This is a genomic window from Bradyrhizobium betae, from assembly GCF_004123905.1.
Taxonomy (GTDB): Bacteria; Pseudomonadota; Alphaproteobacteria; order Rhizobiales; family Xanthobacteraceae; genus Bradyrhizobium; species Bradyrhizobium betae_A.
In genome coordinates this window covers 1-16,747 of the sequence record NZ_MZXW01000039.1, presented here as the reverse complement: position 1 = coordinate 16,747, position 16,747 = coordinate 1, and the positions used below count along the sequence as shown (strand labels likewise).

Here is a 16,747-nt window from a genome sequence, read left to right as displayed (position 1 = left end):
CAGAACCTTCGCAAGATGGCCAAGCTGATCCCAATGCCCACCTTGGGGTAGAAACCGCCAAAGCCATTGGGCCGCATCGCGCTGACGCCAATACATCCGATTACTGTTTCCCTTTTTCAACGGAATCGGCCCAAAGCCGAACTGGTGGCATGTCGGTCTCAATGTCGCCTTCTGAGAGCAAACCGGACGCGACGAGTTTGTGAGTGCACGCCCGAGGGATGGCTGATCCCTGGTTAACTCGACGCGCGCTCAGGACGCGGTTTACCCCTCCCGTCGGGGAGAGGTGAACCACAGCCGCCCGCGTGATGCGGGCGGCCCTTGCATCATCGATCATCACCAGCTCAGTGCAGCGGATCGCCCTGGCCGAGCGCGTAGGCCACGAGGTCCTTCAGTGCGAAGCCGGAGCCGGTCACCGGCGTCCATTGTGGGTCCTGCGACAGCACGGAGGAATTGTCGCCGAACATCATGCCGAGGAAGACCTCGGCCACGATGCGGCCGCCGACGGGCCCGAGCTGGGGCGTATTGATTCCACCGGCCGGCGCGCCGGTGGCCGGGACTTGGACCTTGATCTGTGACCACCGCGTCTCCGCCAGGATGTAGGTCCAGAGCGGGCAATTGCCGGCGAACACGCCGTTGGCGATGGTCGCGATCTTGACCTGCGGATCGCCGGCGCCCGGCTCGTCGACGGCCTTGCCGATGATGATCTCGTCATCCGTCAGCGGCGTCACATTCATCGCCCTGGCGACGGCCTGGCCTGAGGGCAGGCCGAGCCGCCAGCTGCGCTCGAGATTGCGCAGCGCCAGCGAGGCCGGATTGGATGCGACCTCCGGCGGCAGCTTGCGCAGCGGGTCGACCAGCGACGAGTCGATGCGATAGGCGAACTGAAGCCGCCGCTTGTTGTCGGCGTTGGCAGGATCGTCCTCGACGCCGTAAGCGCGCGTGTCGAGATCGATGAAGCGGCCCCAATCCATCGCGCGTCCCGGGCCCATGGCGCGGAAGCCGGTCAGCGCGTTCTTGTCGGGATTGTGCGGATCCGGGAAGATCTGCAACAGCATGTTGTCCGCGTCGTTCAGCCGGTAGCCGGGACGGATCATGGAGTGTCCGAGCCGGTAGGCCGCGACCGAGAACTCGACCGGCATGAACGGATAGGTCTTCCAGTGATAATAGGCGAGCTTGCTGCGGTCGTATTGACCTGCGGTCTTCAGCGCGTTCAGCACGTCGGCATTGACGATGCGCGGCAGGAAGTCGTTCAGCACGACGTATTGGTAGTGGAAGCGGACGCGCTGCTGCACCTCCTCGAACGACAGGCTGTCATTGTCGTCGACCATGCGGTTGTGAAAGCGCAGCATCAAGGCCTGGAACTGCGAGACGATGCTGTTCTCGTCGTTGCGGGGGTCGCCGATCAGCGCGCGGCCCTTGAAGCGCGGCAGGTCGTGGGCATCGGGTACGCCGGCGCCGGTCACCTTATCGCCGAGGCGGAATTTGTTGTGGTCATACATGTAGGGCTGGTCGTTCGGACCGCGGCCGTAGACATTGTCCAGATCGAATGACGGCGTGCGGAAGTCGACGAGCCCGTCGGGATCCTGCTGCTTGGTCAGCGAGCTGACGGGATCAAAGGTGATGTCGTGATCGATGAACTGGCCGAAATAGGTGTAGAGCGCGGGAATGCCGCTCTCTTCCGCGTCCGGGCCGTCCTTCGGCCCATCGAAATCGGCGACCATCTTGTCGGCCAGCGCCGAAAGGTTAGCGACGTTGTCGGAATCTTTCGCGCCGAATTTTGCCGGCGCAAGCTTGCGGAACATGCGGCCGAAGCGGCCCTGGGACAGCGACGAATGCGTGACGTTCAATCCACGCGGCGTAACGGCATGACGACTGCTCATTGAAATCACCTCCATGAAATATCGCGCTGGAAACCGAATAAAGCTAAAGTTGTTTTCAATAGAATATGCAGGCGAGGCTAGATCAGGGGATCTGGCGCCACAAGTCGCCTGCTTCACACTTTGCGCGATATCGCTGCTGTTCCGGAGGAGGGTGTTGCGGGCAAGCTGCGGCTGCGCTTTGCAAATTTTTCCCGAAGGGATGACGGATAACATTCTCGTCATCGACAGGCGCGGGCGGCTTTGTGCGTAATCAATTCGCCGGACTGTCGGCGAAGCGCATCGTCTTCACGCAAAAAGTGTGGCGTCGCGCGCCCCATGCGCGCGACGCCACAACGAGAGTCAGTAATCGCGCTGCTGCGAGAACGCGTAGCGCGGATTGACACCGCAATAGGCCGACGTGCCGGAGGCGCTGGCCTGACACTGCTGATAGCTCGCGAATTGGCAGTTGCCGGGATAGCCCCAGATGCGCCCTTGCAGGCAATATCTGTCGTTTGCGGCGTGGGCCTGGGCGGCCGGGAGGGTCGCGGCGATCAAGGCCGCGAATGATGCAAGCGTGAGGATGGTGCGACGCATTTCAGTCTCCTGATCGGGGGCGTTTGCAGGACCATTTGGAAGAACGGTTGCAAGGACGCTTGTGATGGGAACACCAGCTCAATCTGCGTGTTCCCGGGTTTGGCCGACACTTTGTCGTGCTCGTCTTGGTGTCCGTACTGGGCACGGCGTTCGACGTGCGCCTATGATGAACCAGGCCGCGGTGAGCTATGTGATCTCGGCCACAGTTGGCGACCGGGTTCGCGCCTATCGTGCGCAGACTTGTCGTGTTTAGGCTTGCACGCGCCGATCCCGGAAGCTGACGCTTCGTCTCATTCGGATCAGGTCATTTTGGAGGTTTTGATGCAAAGGTCATACTTGCTGGCTGCGACAGCAGCGCTGGCGCTTCTCATGCAAACACCGCTCGCGCTGGCGCAGACAGCGCCAGCCGCCGGCGGAACCGCGGCGCCTGCGGCGACCACGACAGCGCCGACAACGACCGCCGCAGCGCCCGCGGCAACAACGACGCCGAACGCGTCCACCACCGACAATTCCGGCCAGTCTTCCGACTCCAAGAAGAGCGCGTCGAAGAAGCCGGCGAAGAAAAAGATGACGCGGCAGCAGGAGATCGACCACTCGGTCGACAGCGGCACCGTTCCCGCGCGCTATCGCAGCTCCGTGCCGAAGCAGTACCAGCAATATATTCCGTTCGAGAAGCAGTGACGGATGGCGCGGCGGCCCGGCGCGACGAGGCGTCGCGCCGCCGCGCTTGCGAATCGGCAATACATCCCTTGTGGCGGTCTGCGCGAGCGGTGCTAGAGTAGGCGAAGCCCGGGGGGAGTGATGAGCGACGACGTAAGGGATGCTGGCCTTGTGGCCATGATCAGCAGCATCCTGGGAGGTGGCAAGCGTGCGGACAGCCTTACGCTGCCGCCGCTCGCGGAGATTCCGCCAGCAGCGCCGTCGAACGGATTTGAGGCGGTTGCACCGATCCCCGAAGCGACACCGGTCAAGCCCGAGGATGCGCCCAGCACGGCGCCGGCCGCCGTGCCGGTTGCGAAGATAGCCACGACGGCGGATGGCAAGCGGCTGCTGCCGGCGGAAGCCATTGCCGATCTCGTGCTCGGCGAGCTGCGCAAGCTGGAAGACTTTCCGGCGACCGGTGCCTCGGTCACCGTCTATGGCTACAGGCACTGGAACGCGATGATCACCTTCGCGCCGTTCTCGACCAGTTTCCACAACGCAACGCGGTTCCGCCAGGCGATGCCGGATCTCGTCTTCAAGCTGCGCCGTTTCGTCGAACTTGAGATATAGTCCGGTGCGATCAGCGGCGCGCTGCGTCGCCACCCGAACAGTTCGACAGGATTTTTGAATTGAGTGTCGCCTTTACCAAGGAAGAAAGCGCCGAGACCGCGTCCGAGACGCTGCTGCCGGACCGCCCGGTCTCGCCGCATCCGAACCTCGTGACCGAAGCCGGCCTGCAGGCGTTGCAGGCGCAGCTTCAGGAGGCGCGCGAGGCCTATGAGGCCGCGCAGACAATCGAGGACGTCAACGAGAAGCGCCGGCAGTCGGCGGTGCCCTTGCGTGACGCCCGCTATCTGACCGAACGGTTGCGCACCGCGCAGGTGATTCCCGACCCGGCCTCGACCGATGTCGTCGCCTTCGGCAGCACGGTCACCTTCAGCCGCCCCGACGGCCGCGTGCAGACCTATCGCATCGTCGGCGAGGACGAAGCGGACCCGAAGGCCGGCTCGATCTCGTTCGTGGCGCCGGTCGCGAAATCGCTGATGGGGAAGGCTGTGGGTGATGTCGTGGGGACGGGCGCGCAGGAGGTCGAGATTGTGTCGATCGCGTAGGACGCGGTCAAAGGTGGTCTTGGACCCCGGAAGCGAAGAGTATGAGATTTCCGGTGACGGAGGCAAAGCGAGCAGGGCGCCGTTAATCACCGTTGGCGCCTCTTAATGGCCGAGACTGCGGCAGGGCCCATCCCGGCAGATCTGGAAATAAGTCTGCAAATATCTCGCTATTTTGCCAGAAGTCGTTATACCAACGGCATCACCGCACGCCCTTGGCAGTTATCGGTGACTGAGAGCGTTGCGCTCCCGCCCAACCAAACAGGCGGTCAGGTGTCAAATCCAACCAAATTCGATTCGCGTCATTGGGGCATGCCGCCGGCCCTGCTTTTGATCGTGCTCGTCCTGCTCATCGCTGCCGCGGTTAATTTTTAGCCAGCCCTTCTCAGGTCTGGACCTCGCAACAAAACCCGCCAGGAGGTCGCAATGGCCAACACAGCAACGATCAGGAATGCGTATGGAATGCCGGCCATGTTCGCTGGATCGAAAACAGGAAGTGATGACGCTGCTTTCGTCTTTGTCAGGGTGGGAGACGAGGAGCGCCGTATGCGATGGGCCGAATGGGATTCTCTCCCGGCATGGACCGGGCCTCGTCCTTCCTGGGGACCGAAATCCCACAACCCAACATCCATCGTCAAAGGGAACGACGCCGCTGGCTACGAAGCGGCAAGTAAAGCGCCCCGCGGGAGGTTGTAATCGGCGGTGGAGTAGCCACCTAGGATTCAGCGTCCGACCGCCTTGAGCACCTGTCTGGATTCACGACGCCCTAGCCGCGCCAAATCCTACTGACGAAATCGATCAACGCCACGTCGCCCCGACGTGTGCGTCACGGGTCAGGATCACCTATGCCTACCGAACATGCCGCCGTGCGGGTCGTCCATAAGCCCTGGGGCGTCGGTGATCTCAAACCCTGGAGCGAAATTGACGGGTCTCGCGACGCCGTCGGCGAGCTGTGGTTCGAGCGGGCCGGCGAGAACGTGCCCACCCCCGCCTTGCTGCTCAAGCTGTTGTTCACCAGTCAGCCGTTGTCCATCCAGGTTCATCCAGACGACACGTTCGCGCGCGCGATGGGGATGCCCAACGGCAAGAGCGAGGCATGGTACATCCTCTCGGCCGAGCCCGACGCGCAGATCGGCGCCGGATTAAAACATCGGGTAACGGCACAGCAATTGCGTGCATCGATCCAGAACGGTTCGATCGCCGAACTCATCCAATGGCGATCGGTTGCCGCTGGCGATGTCGTATACATCCCGGCCGGCACCATCCACGCCATCGGCGCCGGCATCGTGCTCGCAGAAATTCAGCAACGCAGCGACGCGACATTCCGCCTGTTCGACTATGATCGGCACCGTGAGTTGCACGTGGACGATGGCGTCGCCGCTGCCCATCCGTGGCCGCTTCGAACGCTTGGCAATTCAACGCTTGGCAATTTAACGCCTGGCAATTCGGCGGCCGTCACCGCCAACCGGACGGTTCTCGTCGCGAGCAAGCATTTCGTGCTTGAGCGCATTGCAATTCCCGAAGGCTCGAGCTGGGCGCTGTTTGCCGAACCGGAGACCTGGATGCTCATTCTCGACGGCCACGCTGCGACCGGTTTGGCCGCGGCATCGATCGGGGAAGCCATCTTCATTGGTGGCGGCCGCGCCAGCATCGAGGTTGGTGACAATGGATTGAGCGCGCTGATTGCATATCCCGCCAGCCGCCCGATCGATGTCCTGTTGCAGAATCTCGACGACCAACCCGGCGAGCTTGCCCGTCCAGCCGCGTATTCAGTTCCGCAATTCGCAGTTATCGCCGAGGCGCGAACTTGACGCCGTTTCGCCGCATCGCCGTCATCGGCAATTCGCTGCCTCGCCGTTGCGGCATTGCGACTTTTACGACCGATCTGGAAAGGGCGATTTCGTATTCACGGTCGGATCTGGAGGTCAGCATCGTTACGATGAACGACCACGGACAGGCCTACGATTATCCTGCTTCCGTCGTCTTGCAGATCAAGGACGACGCCATCGAAGACTATGTCCGTGCCGCGGCCTTCCTGAACGCGGGCCGATTCGACGTCGTTTGCTTGCAGCATGAATTCGGGATCTTCGGCGGCGAGGCCGGCGCTCACATCCTGGAGCTGCTTTCGGCCCTCAGCATGCCTGTCGTCACGACGCTGCACACGGTGCTGGCCAAGCCAACCGCCGCGCAGCGTGCGGTCATGGAGCGCCTCGTCGAGGCGTCTTCGAAGATCATCGTGATGGCCAACAAGGGACGCGAGATGTTGCGGAGCGTCTATCGCGTGCCGGATGATAAAATCGAGGTTATTCCCCACGGCATCCCCGATTTTCCGTTTGTCGAGCCTGATGCAGCCAAGGCCAAGCTCGGATTCAGCGGGCGTTCTGTCATTCTGACCTTCGGGCTGCTGTCCCCCAGCAAGGGCATTGAGGTCATGATCGACGCGATGCCTCTGATACTGGAACGTCGTGCCGACGCGGTCTATGTCGTGCTCGGTGCGACGCATCCCAATCTCGTGCGCGACCAGGGCGAAGCCTATCGCGAGAGTCTGATGAAGCGCGTGCGCGAGCTTGGCGTCGATGACCACGTCGTGTTCCTCGACCAATTCGTCGATCAGGCGACGTTGCTGGAATTCATTTCCATGAGCGACGTCTACGTTACGCCCTATCTCAATGAAGCGCAGATGACGTCGGGGACGCTGGCCTACAGCTTTGGATTGGGCAAGCCGGTCGTCTCGACTCCGTATTGGCACGCGCTCGAGTTGCTGGGTGACGGCCGTGGCGTGATCGTCCCCTTCGGCAACGCGGTCGCAGTCGGCAAGGAAATCGCGCAATTGCTCACCGATGGCCCTCGCCGACAGGCGATGCGCGAGCGCGCCTACGCCATCAGCCGATCGATGACATGGGAGCGCACGGCCGAGCATTACATGGTCGCGTTCGAAAATGCGCGTCATGGAGACTGGCTCAAGGTGGTAGCACGTACCGGGCCGGTCGCGGTCGCCCACAGCCCGGCGGCATCTGACATGCAATTGGATCACTTTCTTTCGATGTGCGACGACACCGGCCTGTTCCAGCACGCCGTACGTTCGGTGCCGAACAGGGATCACGGCTATTGCGTGGATGACAATGCCCGTGCCTTGCTGCTGGCGTGCGCCCTCAACAATCCGGGCGAAACGCGCCTGTCCGAAGTGTTGACGGCCCGTTTTGCCGCGTTCGTTCAGCATGCGTGGAATCCCGACACCGGACGGTTTCGTAATTTCATGGGCTTCAATCGAAGCTGGCTCGAAGACCGCGGCTCCGAGGACAGCCATGGGCGAACGTTATGGGCACTGGGCGAGTGCGCACGCAGGGACGCAAGCCCGTCGCGGCGCCGATGGGCCGCCGGCTTGTTTGCCGAGGCACTGCCTGTCGTCGAGACTTTTGGTTCGCCCCGCGCGTTGGCCTTCACCCTGCTGGGTCTGGACGGCTATTGCGCGGCCGTGCGCGATGATGCGCGCGCCCGCGAAATCCGGCATGCTCTGGCCGACAGGTTGATGGCGGCTCTCGCGTCGGTGGAGACGCCGGACTGGATCTGGTTCGAGGAAGGCCTGGCGTATGACAATGCGCGCCTGTCGCAAGCCCTGATCCTGACGGGGATGGCCACGGAAGCACCCGATTACCTCGCTGCAGGATTGCGATCCTTGCGTTGGCTGATGACGCAACAAACGGCTTCGACCGGACATTTCCGCCCCATCGGCACTGCCGGTTTCGGCGAGTTGCGCCAGGCGCCTCGCCTGTTCGACCAGCAGCCGGTGGAGGCAGCGGCAACGATTGCGGCCTGCCTGACCGCTTGGCGCGCGGAAGGTCAGGCCGAATGGAAAGCGATCGCAACCAACGTTTTCGCCTGGTTTCTTGGTCGCAACGATTTGTCGATCGCGCTTGTTGATCCCGAGACCGGCAGTTGCCGGGATGGATTGCATCCCGACCGCGCCAACGAAAACCGCGGCGGTGAATCCGTTGTGTCCTATCTCCTCGGTCTTGCGGATATTCGTCAGCTTGCGCGCGTCAATGTCAGCGTGACGCCCTCGGCGGCGCTTCGCGTCGTCGGCGTCTGAGTTCAGTCGACCTCCCCATTGAACCGAGGACTTCTCGTGACGCAAGCCAGTTTCCTGCATCGGCAAGCGCTCCATCTGCGTCCCGATCCTACGCGCGTGATCGTTCGCCCGTTCAAGCCGGCAACTGAGCCGCGCGATCTCAACCCGACCGACAAGACCCGCGCCAACCATATCGTCGAACGTGTTTTGGCCCTTGACCCGGAAGTCACTGCCGGCCTGTTGGCGGACGTCTTGGCGAACTTTCAGGGGCGGCATCGCAACCTGCTGGAGACGTTCGAGTCCCGCGCCGATGAGATGGAGCGGGCGCTGGTGGCTCACGGCGCTTTTTCGAGCATCCAGCGCCAGTTGATCGGGGCCTATTTCCTGAACGAATATTCGTTCGAGGCGTCTGCTCTGTTCAATCCCAGCATTGTGCCGCATCCTGACCAGTCAGGCGCGCCGCAAGGCGGTTTGCGCTTCGTTCTCAGCCTCCGGGCCGTTGGCGAAGGGCACGTTTCTTCGCTGACATTTCGCACCGGTACGATCGCAGCCGACGGCAGCCTGACGGTCGATCCGACCGCGCGACTCGCCTCCAGTCCGGAGGTCGGGGGCAGCGTATTCGGGCCATCGGGCGAAACGGTTGAAATTACGTTTAGGGAAGAACAGGACATCAGCGAGCGGGTGATATTTCCGGTCACGGCATCACAATCCCAAGGCATCGAAGACGCTCGCTTCGTCCAGTATGTCGATGATGACGGTCGCAAGACTTACTACGCCACGTTCACCGCCTATACGGGCCAGGCGATACGGTCGGAACTGATCGAAACGCGCGACTTCCTGTCGTTTCGAATGACGCCGCTGCAAGGGACCGCCGCGTGCAACAAGGGCATGGCGCTGTTCCCGCGCAAGATTGGCGGTAAATACGCGATGATCGCGCGCCAGGACAACGAGAACCTCTATTTGGTCTATTCAGACGATCTGCATCAATGGGACGGCGGTCAGGCAATCCTGAAGCCGCAATTTCCGTGGGAGTTCGTGCAGATTGGAAACTGCGGTTCACCGATCGAACTCGATGAAGGCTGGCTCTTGCTCACGCACGGTGTCGGCCCCGTTCGAAAATATTCAATCGGAGCCGCCCTGCTCGACAAGAAGGATCCATCCAGGGTGCTGGGGCGTGCGCGCGAACCTTTGCTGCATCCGGAGCCGTCCGAGCGCGAGGGCTACGTTCCCAACGTGGTCTATACCTGCGGGGCGATGCGGCACCACGATCAGATCATTTTGCCCTACGCCGTCTCCGACACCTATTCCAACTTCGCGACGATCAAGATCGCAGCCCTGCTGCAGGCAATGTCCTCATGACGCGGAAATCCGCTTGTTGGGAGAGGCGAGCTCGGCGGCAATGAAAGAGCGGTCAATGAAAGAGGCCCTTGCGCAGCTTCCTACCTTGCGCCGTCGCGGCATGGTCACCTCCCCAACTGTAACGACCTACCTCCTTCAGGCGGCGGAACGCTGCATTTCCATTCTGGGAAAAAGAATACAGACAGCGCGCCCGAAACCTGCTTCGCTGCCCGATTAACGTGTTCGGAATATATTAGCGATCAGCCCGGTCTTGTGCCGGGCTTTTCGTTGAATTGCTGGTTCCATTCGGAGGACGAGTATGATGGATTGCGGGACCGTCACAGGAGCATGCTTGAGATCAAACCTTGGACATCTGGTCGGCGGTTCGTCGGACTATGATCATGCGCGATTTTCATCGCGCCGTAGCTGGCCGGAATGGAGTCCATGGTACCTGAAGCACGAGCGAAACAGAGCCCCGGCAGCCGCGCCGGAATTCGGCCAGCGGTGCGTTTCGATTGTCTTCTGATATTGATGGTCTCCGCCGTGTCCGCGAAACAAAGCCCGTTGGCCGCATGAGACGGTTTCTGTCGGGGGCGTTGCCGTTCTATGCGCTGGCTGGACTAGCCATGTGCATGTACCTCGTCCTGTACAAGACTGACCTGTTCGACCTGAACGCCATCGTCAAGGGTGCGACCGCCTCACCGTGGTTTCCGGTCTTCATGTTCGTCTGCGTGCTGCTGGAGTCGGTGTTTCCGTATTTTGGCTATTTTCCCGGCACCGCCCTCATCCTGATGTCCGTGGCGCTCAATCCGAGGCCTGCGGATGCTCCCGTGTTCATCGGGGCATGGCTGGCCATCATCGTGGGCGCGGTCCTGAGTTACGGACAGGCTCGTTTTTTCAGACCGTTCCTGCAGCGGGTCGCCTCGAAGGCGGCACTGAGCCGATGCGAGTCGCTGTTCGACGCCTACGGCCCCTATGCACGGGTGGCCTTGTTCGTTCATCCCAACGCGTCCGCGATGTATTTCACGGCGCTCGGACTTCTCGGCCGAAACCTGACGCGCGAGATCGCCTATCTCAGTGTGGGCGCCGCGGCCGCCGTCGGCATCCTGTTCGTCATCGTGACCCGATTGGTGTCGTCCGTCGGCGCCACCGATGACGGGCAATTGCAGGTGCTGCTGGCAGCAGCGCTGGTCGCCATCGGGACGCTGGTCGGGCTGTACGCGGCCTGGAGGCCGGAGCGATTTCGTTCGTAGCGTCGGGCGCACAGGCGCGCAGGCGATCGAGGCTTCGTCGATCGGCCAGGGTGATCGTCACGGCGACCGGACCTTTGCCAGGCCCATCGACTTCGCTGATCTGACGAAGCGTTGATCAAACGTCAGGAAGGCTTCGCAGGATTCTGCCCCTCCCAGATGGAGCGCATCGGCGAAATCCATGCCGTCGTCCATTCGATCCGGAACAAACGCAACCAGCCCGGAATCCTCAAACACGACCGTGGAAAGACCGCCGAAATCCCGGAGCGCCTTGCATACGCGCTTGGCGTCAAAACCATATGCGCTGCGCAAGACCCATTCGGTTTCCAGCATCACTGTTGTGCTGACGAAGATGTCATCTCCATTGATGACGGCTCGGGCCTTCGCCGATTGCTGAGGATGATCGCCCGTCAGGTAGCGAACGACCACGTCGGTATCAACCGCGAGCATGACGTCGTCGCGCTTCTGCGGCGATGCTCGCTTCCATATCCGCCACGCTCTTGGGCTTGCCCCGATAGGGTAGCGAGGCGAAGACGTCCGCCGGCTTGGTCGCCGGGAACGGCGAGGACAGCTTGAGAAGTACCCCGTCCGGCGTGTTTTCGATCGTGAGTCGCGTGCCTGCCAGCCAGCGGTGCTCCTCGCGGATCGCCTTCGGCAGGACGACCTGCCCCTTGGTCGACACCGTCGTCGTCAGCTTGTCGGCAGCCATGAGCGCATCCTTGGTAAGACGCGGGTAAGATAAGCTGTCCCGTCCTCGGCGCTAGCCGATGCGGCCTCCGATCGCCGGGGACGATGCCATCATGCTCCTGTTTTGCCCGACGGAGCAAGTGGAGATTCGGAAAATACGTAACCCCTTGATCCAACTGACGTTGGCTACTGTGCATGGGGTTGTTTTCGAATTTTTGCTCGGTCGGCCCCGAATGGGTCGTCGATGATCGGGCAACCGGCAGGGGTTCGCGAAAATGGATGGTGGGCGCACAAGGGATCGAACCTTGGACCTCTCCCGTGTGAAGGGAACGCTCTCCCGCTGAGCTATGCACCCGGGACCATCATGCAGACGGACGGACCTGTTCGGCCGGCCGGCACATTGGAGCCCGCGATTTAGAAGTGCGGGCCGATGGTGTCAAGTTTCGAGGTGCCTTGCGGGGACGAAAACCTTGCTTCCACCGCGCAATCCGGCGGCGGGCCGCGTTTGGGGCCGTTTACGCGCCCTGCTGGCGGGCGCGGGAGGCGTGGGCCTGCAGCGCCCGGATGCGCTCGGCGAGCGTTCCACCGCCCTCGGGCAGGGCCGTGGCGCCATTGGTGGCGGCGTCATTGGCCGGGCGTGGCACCGGCCTCGGCGGCTGGCCGGCTTCGGCTGCGAGCAGCGCCTCGATCGGCGAGTTCGGGCCTTCGAGCTGCATCGCGAGCTTTGCCACTTCGGCGGCGATGTCGTTGATGCGCTCGCGCAGAAGCGCGTTCTCCATGCGCTCGGTCGCCCAGGAGCTTTCCGCCTGCTGCTGGATCGCGTTGATGTCGCGCTGGAGCTTTGCGCGCTCGTCGCGTGCGGTGCCGAGCTGTTCTTCCAGCGCGGTCTTTTCGGCGCGGAGCGCTTCGAATGCGGCCGAGGACTTGCCGCCGCTCAAGGCGGCGATCTCGACGCGCAGCTCCTTGACGGTGCGCTCGGCGCTCTCATTGGCCTGGCGGAGCTGGTTGTTCTCGTAGTCGCGCTCGGCGAGCAGCTTGCCTTGGGTCGCAAGGCGCCCCTCGAGGTCGGTGACGCGGCCCGAGAGCATCTCGGCCTCTTTGACCTGCACGATCAGCTGGCGGTCGAGGTCGGTGACGCGCTGGCTCAGACTCTCGACGCGGCCGCGGGCATCGCCGAGCTCGCGCGAGACGGTCTCGGATTCGGTTCGCTCCTGCGCCAGCCGCGCCTGCGTGGCCGCGAACTCCTTCTCGGCATCGCCGACGCGATTCTTCAGCTCGTCGATCTGCGCGCGCACCGCGACCAGCTCGACCTGACGGCTCTCCGCCATCATCGAGCGGTCGGACAGTTCTGAATTGATTTTTGCGAGTTCGCCCTGCTTGTTGCTCAGCGCGATTTCGGCCTCGCGCAAGGATGCGGTCTTGGTGTTGAATTCCTCTTCGGTGGCGCGGAGCTGCTCCTTCACCGCCTTCTCGCGCGCCTCGAGCGCGAAGATCGTGGCGTTCTTCTCGCCGAGTTCGATCTTCATGCGGTTGATGGCGTCGCTCTTCTTGCCGAGCTCGGCGAGCTGGCTCGTGGTCTTGTTCTTGAGCTGGTCGACGCTCATCTCCAGCCGCCGTGCCGACATGGCGAATTCGGCGCGGAGCTGGTCCTTGTCGGCCTGGATCTCGGCCATCGACAGCGGCGTGGCGGCCTCGAGCCGGCGCGTGGTCAGGCGGACCGCGCGGCTATGCACCAGCGGCACGATGGCAAGCCCGCACAGCATCGAGAGCAGGAAACCGATCGCCAGGTACATGATCGGTTCGACCATGGGCCACAACTCCGAGAGCTAAGGAAAAATTTACCAACGACAATGCATGGCGGGCCGGCAAAAAGCCAGCCCCGCCCTGTTGTTAACGTGAATCCGGAACTTGGTTGGGGAGGAGCCCTAGAATGGGTTCCAGGTCGCCCGCGGCGTGTATTTGAGGTAGCCGATATTGGCACCCAGACGCAGGCCGAGGCCCGAGCGGATCGGCACCAGCACGATGTTGTTGGCGGTGAGCGCCGTCATGCCGAAGCCGCCGATGATATAGGCCGAGCCGTCGAGGCCGGCGAAGCGCTGGTAGATCGCGTTGGTGGCGGGCAGGTTATAGACCAGCGTCATGGTGCGCGCGCCGTCGCCGCCCCAGTCGAAGCCGAGCGAGGGGCCCTGCCAGTAGACTCTGAGGTCGCCGGCGTTCTTGGTGTAGAGCGTGCCTTCGCCGTAGCGCAGGCCGGCGACGAACGCGCCGGAGCCTTCCTCACCCAGGATGTAGCCGTTCGGCAGGCCCCATTGGCTGACCGCCTTCTCGATGATCGAGGCGAGCCCGCGCGAGACGTTGCCGAAGAAGCGGTGGCCGGCGGTCACGAGCTCGTCCGGCCCATAGGTCGAGGGCGTCGGGGTCCGCTGCGGCGGCGGCAGATTGGGCGGCGGCGCCTGCTGGGCGGACGCCGGCACGATCCAGCCGACCATCGCGGCGAGCGCGAGCGCAGCAAGGCGTGATGCGAAAGTCATAAAAAACCCCTGGTATCGAATCCGGTCGCTTCCTTAACCTGACGCCAACAGGCACGGCTCTAGGTTGCGCCGGATGTCCCCTCGACTCGGATGTTATCCGCAGCAACTATGACGGCACAACGGCAGGAAGATAGCCCTTTGCGCCCCGGAATCGCCTTGATCAGCCGCCGCCTCTGCCTGCTGGCGGGCATTGGGATGGCCTGCTCCTGGTTGCCGGCACAGGCGGCCACCACCGAGCGGATCGTCGTCAATCGTTTCAGCGGCGTCGCCATCGAGGGTTTCGACCCCGTGGCCTATTTCGTCGACCGCGCAGCCGTGCAGGGGACGGCCGAGTTCGAAGCCAACCTCTGGGGCGCGGTCTGGCGCTTCCGCAACGAGGGCAACCGGTCCTCGTTCCTGGCGCATCCCGAGATCTATGGGCCGCAGTACGGCGGCTACGATCCGGTCGACGTCGCCCGCGGCGTGGCCATCGCCGCCAATCCCCGCTTCTACGTGATTTCGGCGCAGAGGCTTTATTTGTTCAGCCGGGAAGCCAATCGCGACGCCTTCGCCGCCGACCCCGAGCGCTTCCTCTACGAGGTCGGCAAGCGCTGGCCGGCGCTTCAGGAGCAGCTCAGTCAGTAGCTCACTACCGCCTGCGGGTCGCCCCAGGCGACGAACGCCGGGATGATGAAGCCGGTGTCCTGCCGCTGGCCGAAGACGAGGTCGCCGCCCTTGCCATCGGTGACCTTGCCGCCGGCCGCGGTCACCACCGCGCAGCCCGCCCCGACGTCCCACTCACAGGTGGGTCCGAAGCGCGGATAGATGTCGGCGCTGCCCTCCGCGATCCGGCCGAATTTCACGGCCGAGCCGCACGTCTTCCTCACGGCATTGGGCCTGCCATCGATGAACGCTTCGCTCGTGGGATCGCCGTGCGAGCGGCTCACCGCGGCGATCCAGGGCTCGCCCGGCGTTGGCAGCTTGCGGGTGCGGATCGGCTCGGCGGCACCGATGGTCGCGCCGTCAAACCTCACGCGCTCGGCGCCGCGGCCGACGATGCCGCGCCAGAGCAGCCCGAGCGCGGGTGCGCTGACAATGCCGAGCAGGGGCACGCCCTCCGTCACAAGGGCGAGGTTGACGGTGAATTCGTCACGGCCGGCGACGAATTCCTTGGTGCCGTCGAGCGGATCGATCAGGAAGAAACTGCCATGAAACGGCGGCGAGGCGAGCTGGGTCCGCTCCTCCGAGAGCGTCGGGATGTCGCCCGCGAGCTGCGCCAGGCCGTCCGCGATGATGCGGTCCGCGGCAAGGTCGGCCTCGGTCACCGGCGAGCCGTCCTGCTTGCCGTCGACCCGCATCGCCGCGCGGTTGACGCTAAGGATCGCCTCGCCGGCCTTCACCACCAGCGCGGTGAGCGGCTCCATCCATCGGGATGCGGCCTCGGCGTCGATGATCCTCACCTGCATGCCTCATTCATCGGCAAATCTCGCCCCTCTGTTGATTCGCCCGCAGCCCTTTATGGCCGCTTCGAACCTATCGCAAGCTAGCTGCCACAGGCTGGCGAATGTTAGAACCCGCAGCATCCGTCAAGCATGCGTGATTCGCGGCGTCCAGTGCCGTGCAATTCCAGGAACCCTCCAGGACCCCTTTATATGTCTGACGCCTCGTCGCCCGCGACCGCCACTGCTCCCGATATGCTCGAACTCGCCGCGCTCCTGTGCTCGCGGGTTTGCCACGATCTCATCAGTCCCGTCGGCGCCATCGTCAACGGGCTCGAAGTGCTCGACGACGACCCCAAGCCCGACGATCGCGAATTCGCGCTCGACCTGATTCGCAAGAGCGCCAAGACGGCCTCCGCCCGCCTCCAGTTCTGCCGTCTCGCCTTTGGCGCGGCCGGCTCTTCCGGCGCGCAGATTGATGTCGGCGATGCCCAGACCATGGCGCGCGGCCACATCGAGGACGGCAAGTGCTCGATCACGTGGAATCTGCCGCGGCTGCTGCTGCCGAAGAATCGCGTCAAGTTGCTGCTCAACATGCTGGTCGTTTCCCAGCATACGATCCCCCGCGGCGGCATGCTGACGGTCGATCCGATCGGCGAGGGCGAGACCATGAGCTTCCGCATCACCGCGACCGGACATAATGCGCGCCTGCCGCAGAACATCGCCGAGCTCCTGAGCGGCGAACGCGGACCTGCCGCGGATGCGCACGCGATCCAGCCTTATTATACGCGGCTGCTGGCGCAGGCCTGCGGGCTCACCGTGACGCTCAAGCACGAAGGCGAAGCCATCATCGTTACCGCTTCGTAAACGAAGCGCGTCGCGCCCAATCGTTAATCCATTCTTTACGAGGCGCTTCGGCTTGTCCGGAGCGCCTTATCTCTTTGTTGGTTCCGTTCTTTTCCACATACTCAACCATTATTAAACGCTTTGCGGTGAAGCTGGCCCCATTCCGAAATGGCGCATCACAAATCGTGCGCGCCCTCCCTGTATGAAGGCCTGTTTTCATGGATGATCTGTTGCGGGAGTTCTTGACGGAGACCAGCGAGAGCCTGGACACCGTCGACAATCAGTTGGTGAAGTTCGAGCAGGAGCCGAACAACGCCAAGATCCTGGATAACATCTTCCGCCTG

18 protein-coding genes and 1 tRNA gene are annotated in these 16,747 nt (G+C 63.0%); 11 read left to right on the top strand and 8 right to left on the bottom strand.

The window, feature by feature from the left end; translation table 11 throughout:
• A partial coding sequence (locus B5V03_RS42075) for a hypothetical protein (RefSeq protein WP_206736200.1) occupies positions 1 to 203 on the top strand: 203 nt, incomplete at its 5' end.
• 138 nt (positions 204 to 341) lie between these two features.
• Here the strand turns inward: B5V03_RS42075 and B5V03_RS29270 are convergent.
• Both B5V03_RS29270 and B5V03_RS29265 read right to left on the bottom strand, forming a co-directional pair.
• The gene (locus tag B5V03_RS29270) at positions 342 to 1,880 is read right to left on the bottom strand and encodes a peroxidase family protein (RefSeq protein WP_129273871.1); all 1,539 of its coding nucleotides are present in this window, start codon (positions 1,878 to 1,880) and stop codon (positions 342 to 344) included.
• A 339-nt stretch (positions 1,881 to 2,219) separates the two neighbouring features.
• The gene (locus tag B5V03_RS29265) at positions 2,220 to 2,453 is read right to left on the bottom strand and encodes a DUF3551 domain-containing protein (RefSeq protein WP_129273870.1); all 234 of its coding nucleotides are present in this window, start codon (positions 2,451 to 2,453) and stop codon (positions 2,220 to 2,222) included.
• 321 nt (positions 2,454 to 2,774) lie between these two features.
• On the opposite strand from B5V03_RS29265, the gene B5V03_RS29260 reads away from it, so the two are divergent.
• The 8 genes from B5V03_RS29260 (at position 2,775) to B5V03_RS29220 (ending at position 10,924) form a co-directional block, all read left to right on the top strand.
• On the top strand, positions 2,775 to 3,134 hold the full coding sequence (locus B5V03_RS29260) for a hypothetical protein (RefSeq protein ID WP_129273869.1): 360 nt from the start codon (positions 2,775 to 2,777) through the stop codon (positions 3,132 to 3,134).
• Between the two features lie 120 nt (positions 3,135 to 3,254).
• On the top strand, positions 3,255 to 3,725 hold the full coding sequence (locus B5V03_RS29255; RefSeq protein ID WP_129273868.1) for a hypothetical protein: 471 nt from the start codon (positions 3,255 to 3,257) through the stop codon (positions 3,723 to 3,725).
• 59 nt (positions 3,726 to 3,784) lie between these two features.
• The gene (gene greA, locus B5V03_RS29250) at positions 3,785 to 4,267 is read left to right on the top strand and encodes a transcription elongation factor GreA (RefSeq protein WP_129273867.1); all 483 of its coding nucleotides are present in this window, start codon (positions 3,785 to 3,787) and stop codon (positions 4,265 to 4,267) included.
• A 105-nt stretch (positions 4,268 to 4,372) separates the two neighbouring features.
• Complete coding sequence (locus tag B5V03_RS29245; protein WP_129273866.1) at positions 4,373 to 4,639, top strand: hypothetical protein; 267 nt, start codon at positions 4,373 to 4,375, stop codon at positions 4,637 to 4,639.
• 470 nt (positions 4,640 to 5,109) lie between these two features.
• Positions 5,110 to 6,075, top strand: coding sequence for a class I mannose-6-phosphate isomerase (locus B5V03_RS29235; protein ID WP_129273864.1), 966 nt, complete (start codon positions 5,110 to 5,112; stop codon positions 6,073 to 6,075).
• Complete coding sequence (locus tag B5V03_RS29230; RefSeq protein ID WP_129273863.1) at positions 6,072 to 8,354, top strand: glycosyltransferase family 4 protein; 2,283 nt, start codon at positions 6,072 to 6,074, stop codon at positions 8,352 to 8,354. Before B5V03_RS29235 ends, B5V03_RS29230 begins: the two co-directional genes overlap by 4 nt.
• A 36-nt stretch (positions 8,355 to 8,390) precedes the next feature.
• Positions 8,391 to 9,692 (top strand): glycoside hydrolase family 130 protein, encoded by a 1,302-nt coding sequence (locus B5V03_RS29225; RefSeq protein ID WP_129273862.1) that lies wholly within the window; start codon positions 8,391 to 8,393, stop codon positions 9,690 to 9,692.
• Positions 9,693 to 10,243: 551 nt separating this feature from the next.
• Positions 10,244 to 10,924 (top strand): hypothetical protein, encoded by a 681-nt coding sequence (locus tag B5V03_RS29220; protein ID WP_129273861.1) that lies wholly within the window; start codon positions 10,244 to 10,246, stop codon positions 10,922 to 10,924.
• Positions 10,925 to 10,981: 57 nt separating this feature from the next.
• Here B5V03_RS29220 and B5V03_RS29215 read toward each other — a convergent pair whose 3' ends face one another.
• From B5V03_RS29215 to B5V03_RS29195, 5 genes are all read right to left on the bottom strand, one after another.
• A complete protein-coding gene (locus B5V03_RS29215) occupies positions 10,982 to 11,371 on the bottom strand; it encodes a type II toxin-antitoxin system VapC family toxin (RefSeq protein WP_129273860.1) in 390 nt (129 codons plus the stop codon).
• Entirely contained in the window at positions 11,358 to 11,630 is a 273-nt protein-coding gene (locus B5V03_RS29210; RefSeq protein WP_129273859.1) for an AbrB/MazE/SpoVT family DNA-binding domain-containing protein, read from the bottom strand. Before B5V03_RS29210 ends, B5V03_RS29215 begins: the two co-directional genes overlap by 14 nt.
• Before the next feature lie 258 nt (positions 11,631 to 11,888).
• Positions 11,889 to 11,963: transfer RNA gene (locus tag B5V03_RS29205), tRNA-Val, on the bottom strand.
• A 160-nt stretch (positions 11,964 to 12,123) separates the two neighbouring features.
• Positions 12,124 to 13,416, bottom strand: coding sequence for a hypothetical protein (locus tag B5V03_RS29200; protein ID WP_129273858.1), 1,293 nt, complete (start codon positions 13,414 to 13,416; stop codon positions 12,124 to 12,126).
• A 117-nt stretch (positions 13,417 to 13,533) separates the two neighbouring features.
• A complete protein-coding gene (locus B5V03_RS29195; RefSeq protein WP_018646986.1) occupies positions 13,534 to 14,139 on the bottom strand; it encodes a DUF1134 domain-containing protein in 606 nt (201 codons plus the stop codon).
• Positions 14,140 to 14,277: 138 nt separating this feature from the next.
• On the opposite strand from B5V03_RS29195, the gene B5V03_RS29190 reads away from it, so the two are divergent.
• Positions 14,278 to 14,763: a YHS domain-containing (seleno)protein gene (locus B5V03_RS29190; protein WP_129273857.1), complete on the top strand. Its 486-nt coding sequence runs from the start codon at positions 14,278 to 14,280 to the stop codon at positions 14,761 to 14,763.
• On the opposite strand, the gene B5V03_RS29185 is transcribed toward B5V03_RS29190, so the two are convergent.
• Complete coding sequence (locus tag B5V03_RS29185; RefSeq protein WP_129273856.1) at positions 14,757 to 15,584, bottom strand: 3'(2'),5'-bisphosphate nucleotidase CysQ family protein; 828 nt, start codon at positions 15,582 to 15,584, stop codon at positions 14,757 to 14,759. The genes B5V03_RS29190 and B5V03_RS29185 overlap by 7 nt on opposite strands.
• A gap of 186 nt (positions 15,585 to 15,770) precedes the next feature.
• Between B5V03_RS29185 and chpT the strand changes: the two genes are divergently transcribed.
• A complete protein-coding gene (gene chpT, locus B5V03_RS29180; RefSeq protein ID WP_164988363.1) occupies positions 15,771 to 16,424 on the top strand; it encodes a histidine phosphotransferase ChpT in 654 nt (217 codons plus the stop codon).
• Positions 16,425 to 16,747 lie beyond the last annotated feature (323 nt).

Excerpts from the sequence above, each read along its gene's own strand:
- B5V03_RS29270 (WP_129273871.1), bottom strand. The coding sequence starts at position 1,880 with ATGAGCAGTCGTCATGCCGTTACGCCGCGTGGATTGAACGTCACGCAT.
- B5V03_RS29265 (WP_129273870.1), bottom strand. The coding sequence starts at position 2,453 with ATGCGTCGCACCATCCTCACGCTTGCATCATTCGCGGCCTTGATCGCC.
- B5V03_RS29260 (WP_129273869.1), top strand. The coding sequence starts at position 2,775 with ATGCAAAGGTCATACTTGCTGGCTGCGACAGCAGCGCTGGCGCTTCTC.
- B5V03_RS29255 (WP_129273868.1), top strand. The coding sequence starts at position 3,255 with ATGAGCGACGACGTAAGGGATGCTGGCCTTGTGGCCATGATCAGCAGC.
- B5V03_RS29245 (WP_129273866.1), top strand. The coding sequence starts at position 4,373 with ATGGCCGAGACTGCGGCAGGGCCCATCCCGGCAGATCTGGAAATAAGT.
- B5V03_RS29235 (WP_129273864.1), top strand. The coding sequence starts at position 5,110 with ATGCCTACCGAACATGCCGCCGTGCGGGTCGTCCATAAGCCCTGGGGC.
- B5V03_RS29220 (WP_129273861.1), top strand. The coding sequence starts at position 10,244 with ATGAGACGGTTTCTGTCGGGGGCGTTGCCGTTCTATGCGCTGGCTGGA.
- B5V03_RS29215 (WP_129273860.1), bottom strand. The coding sequence starts at position 11,371 with ATGCTCGCGGTTGATACCGACGTGGTCGTTCGCTACCTGACGGGCGAT.
- B5V03_RS29210 (WP_129273859.1), bottom strand. The coding sequence starts at position 11,630 with ATGGCTGCCGACAAGCTGACGACGACGGTGTCGACCAAGGGGCAGGTC.
- B5V03_RS29200 (WP_129273858.1), bottom strand. The coding sequence starts at position 13,416 with ATGGTCGAACCGATCATGTACCTGGCGATCGGTTTCCTGCTCTCGATG.
- B5V03_RS29195 (WP_018646986.1), bottom strand. The coding sequence starts at position 14,139 with ATGACTTTCGCATCACGCCTTGCTGCGCTCGCGCTCGCCGCGATGGTC.
- B5V03_RS29185 (WP_129273856.1), bottom strand. The coding sequence starts at position 15,584 with ATGCAGGTGAGGATCATCGACGCCGAGGCCGCATCCCGATGGATGGAG.
- chpT (WP_164988363.1), top strand. The coding sequence starts at position 15,771 with ATGTCTGACGCCTCGTCGCCCGCGACCGCCACTGCTCCCGATATGCTC.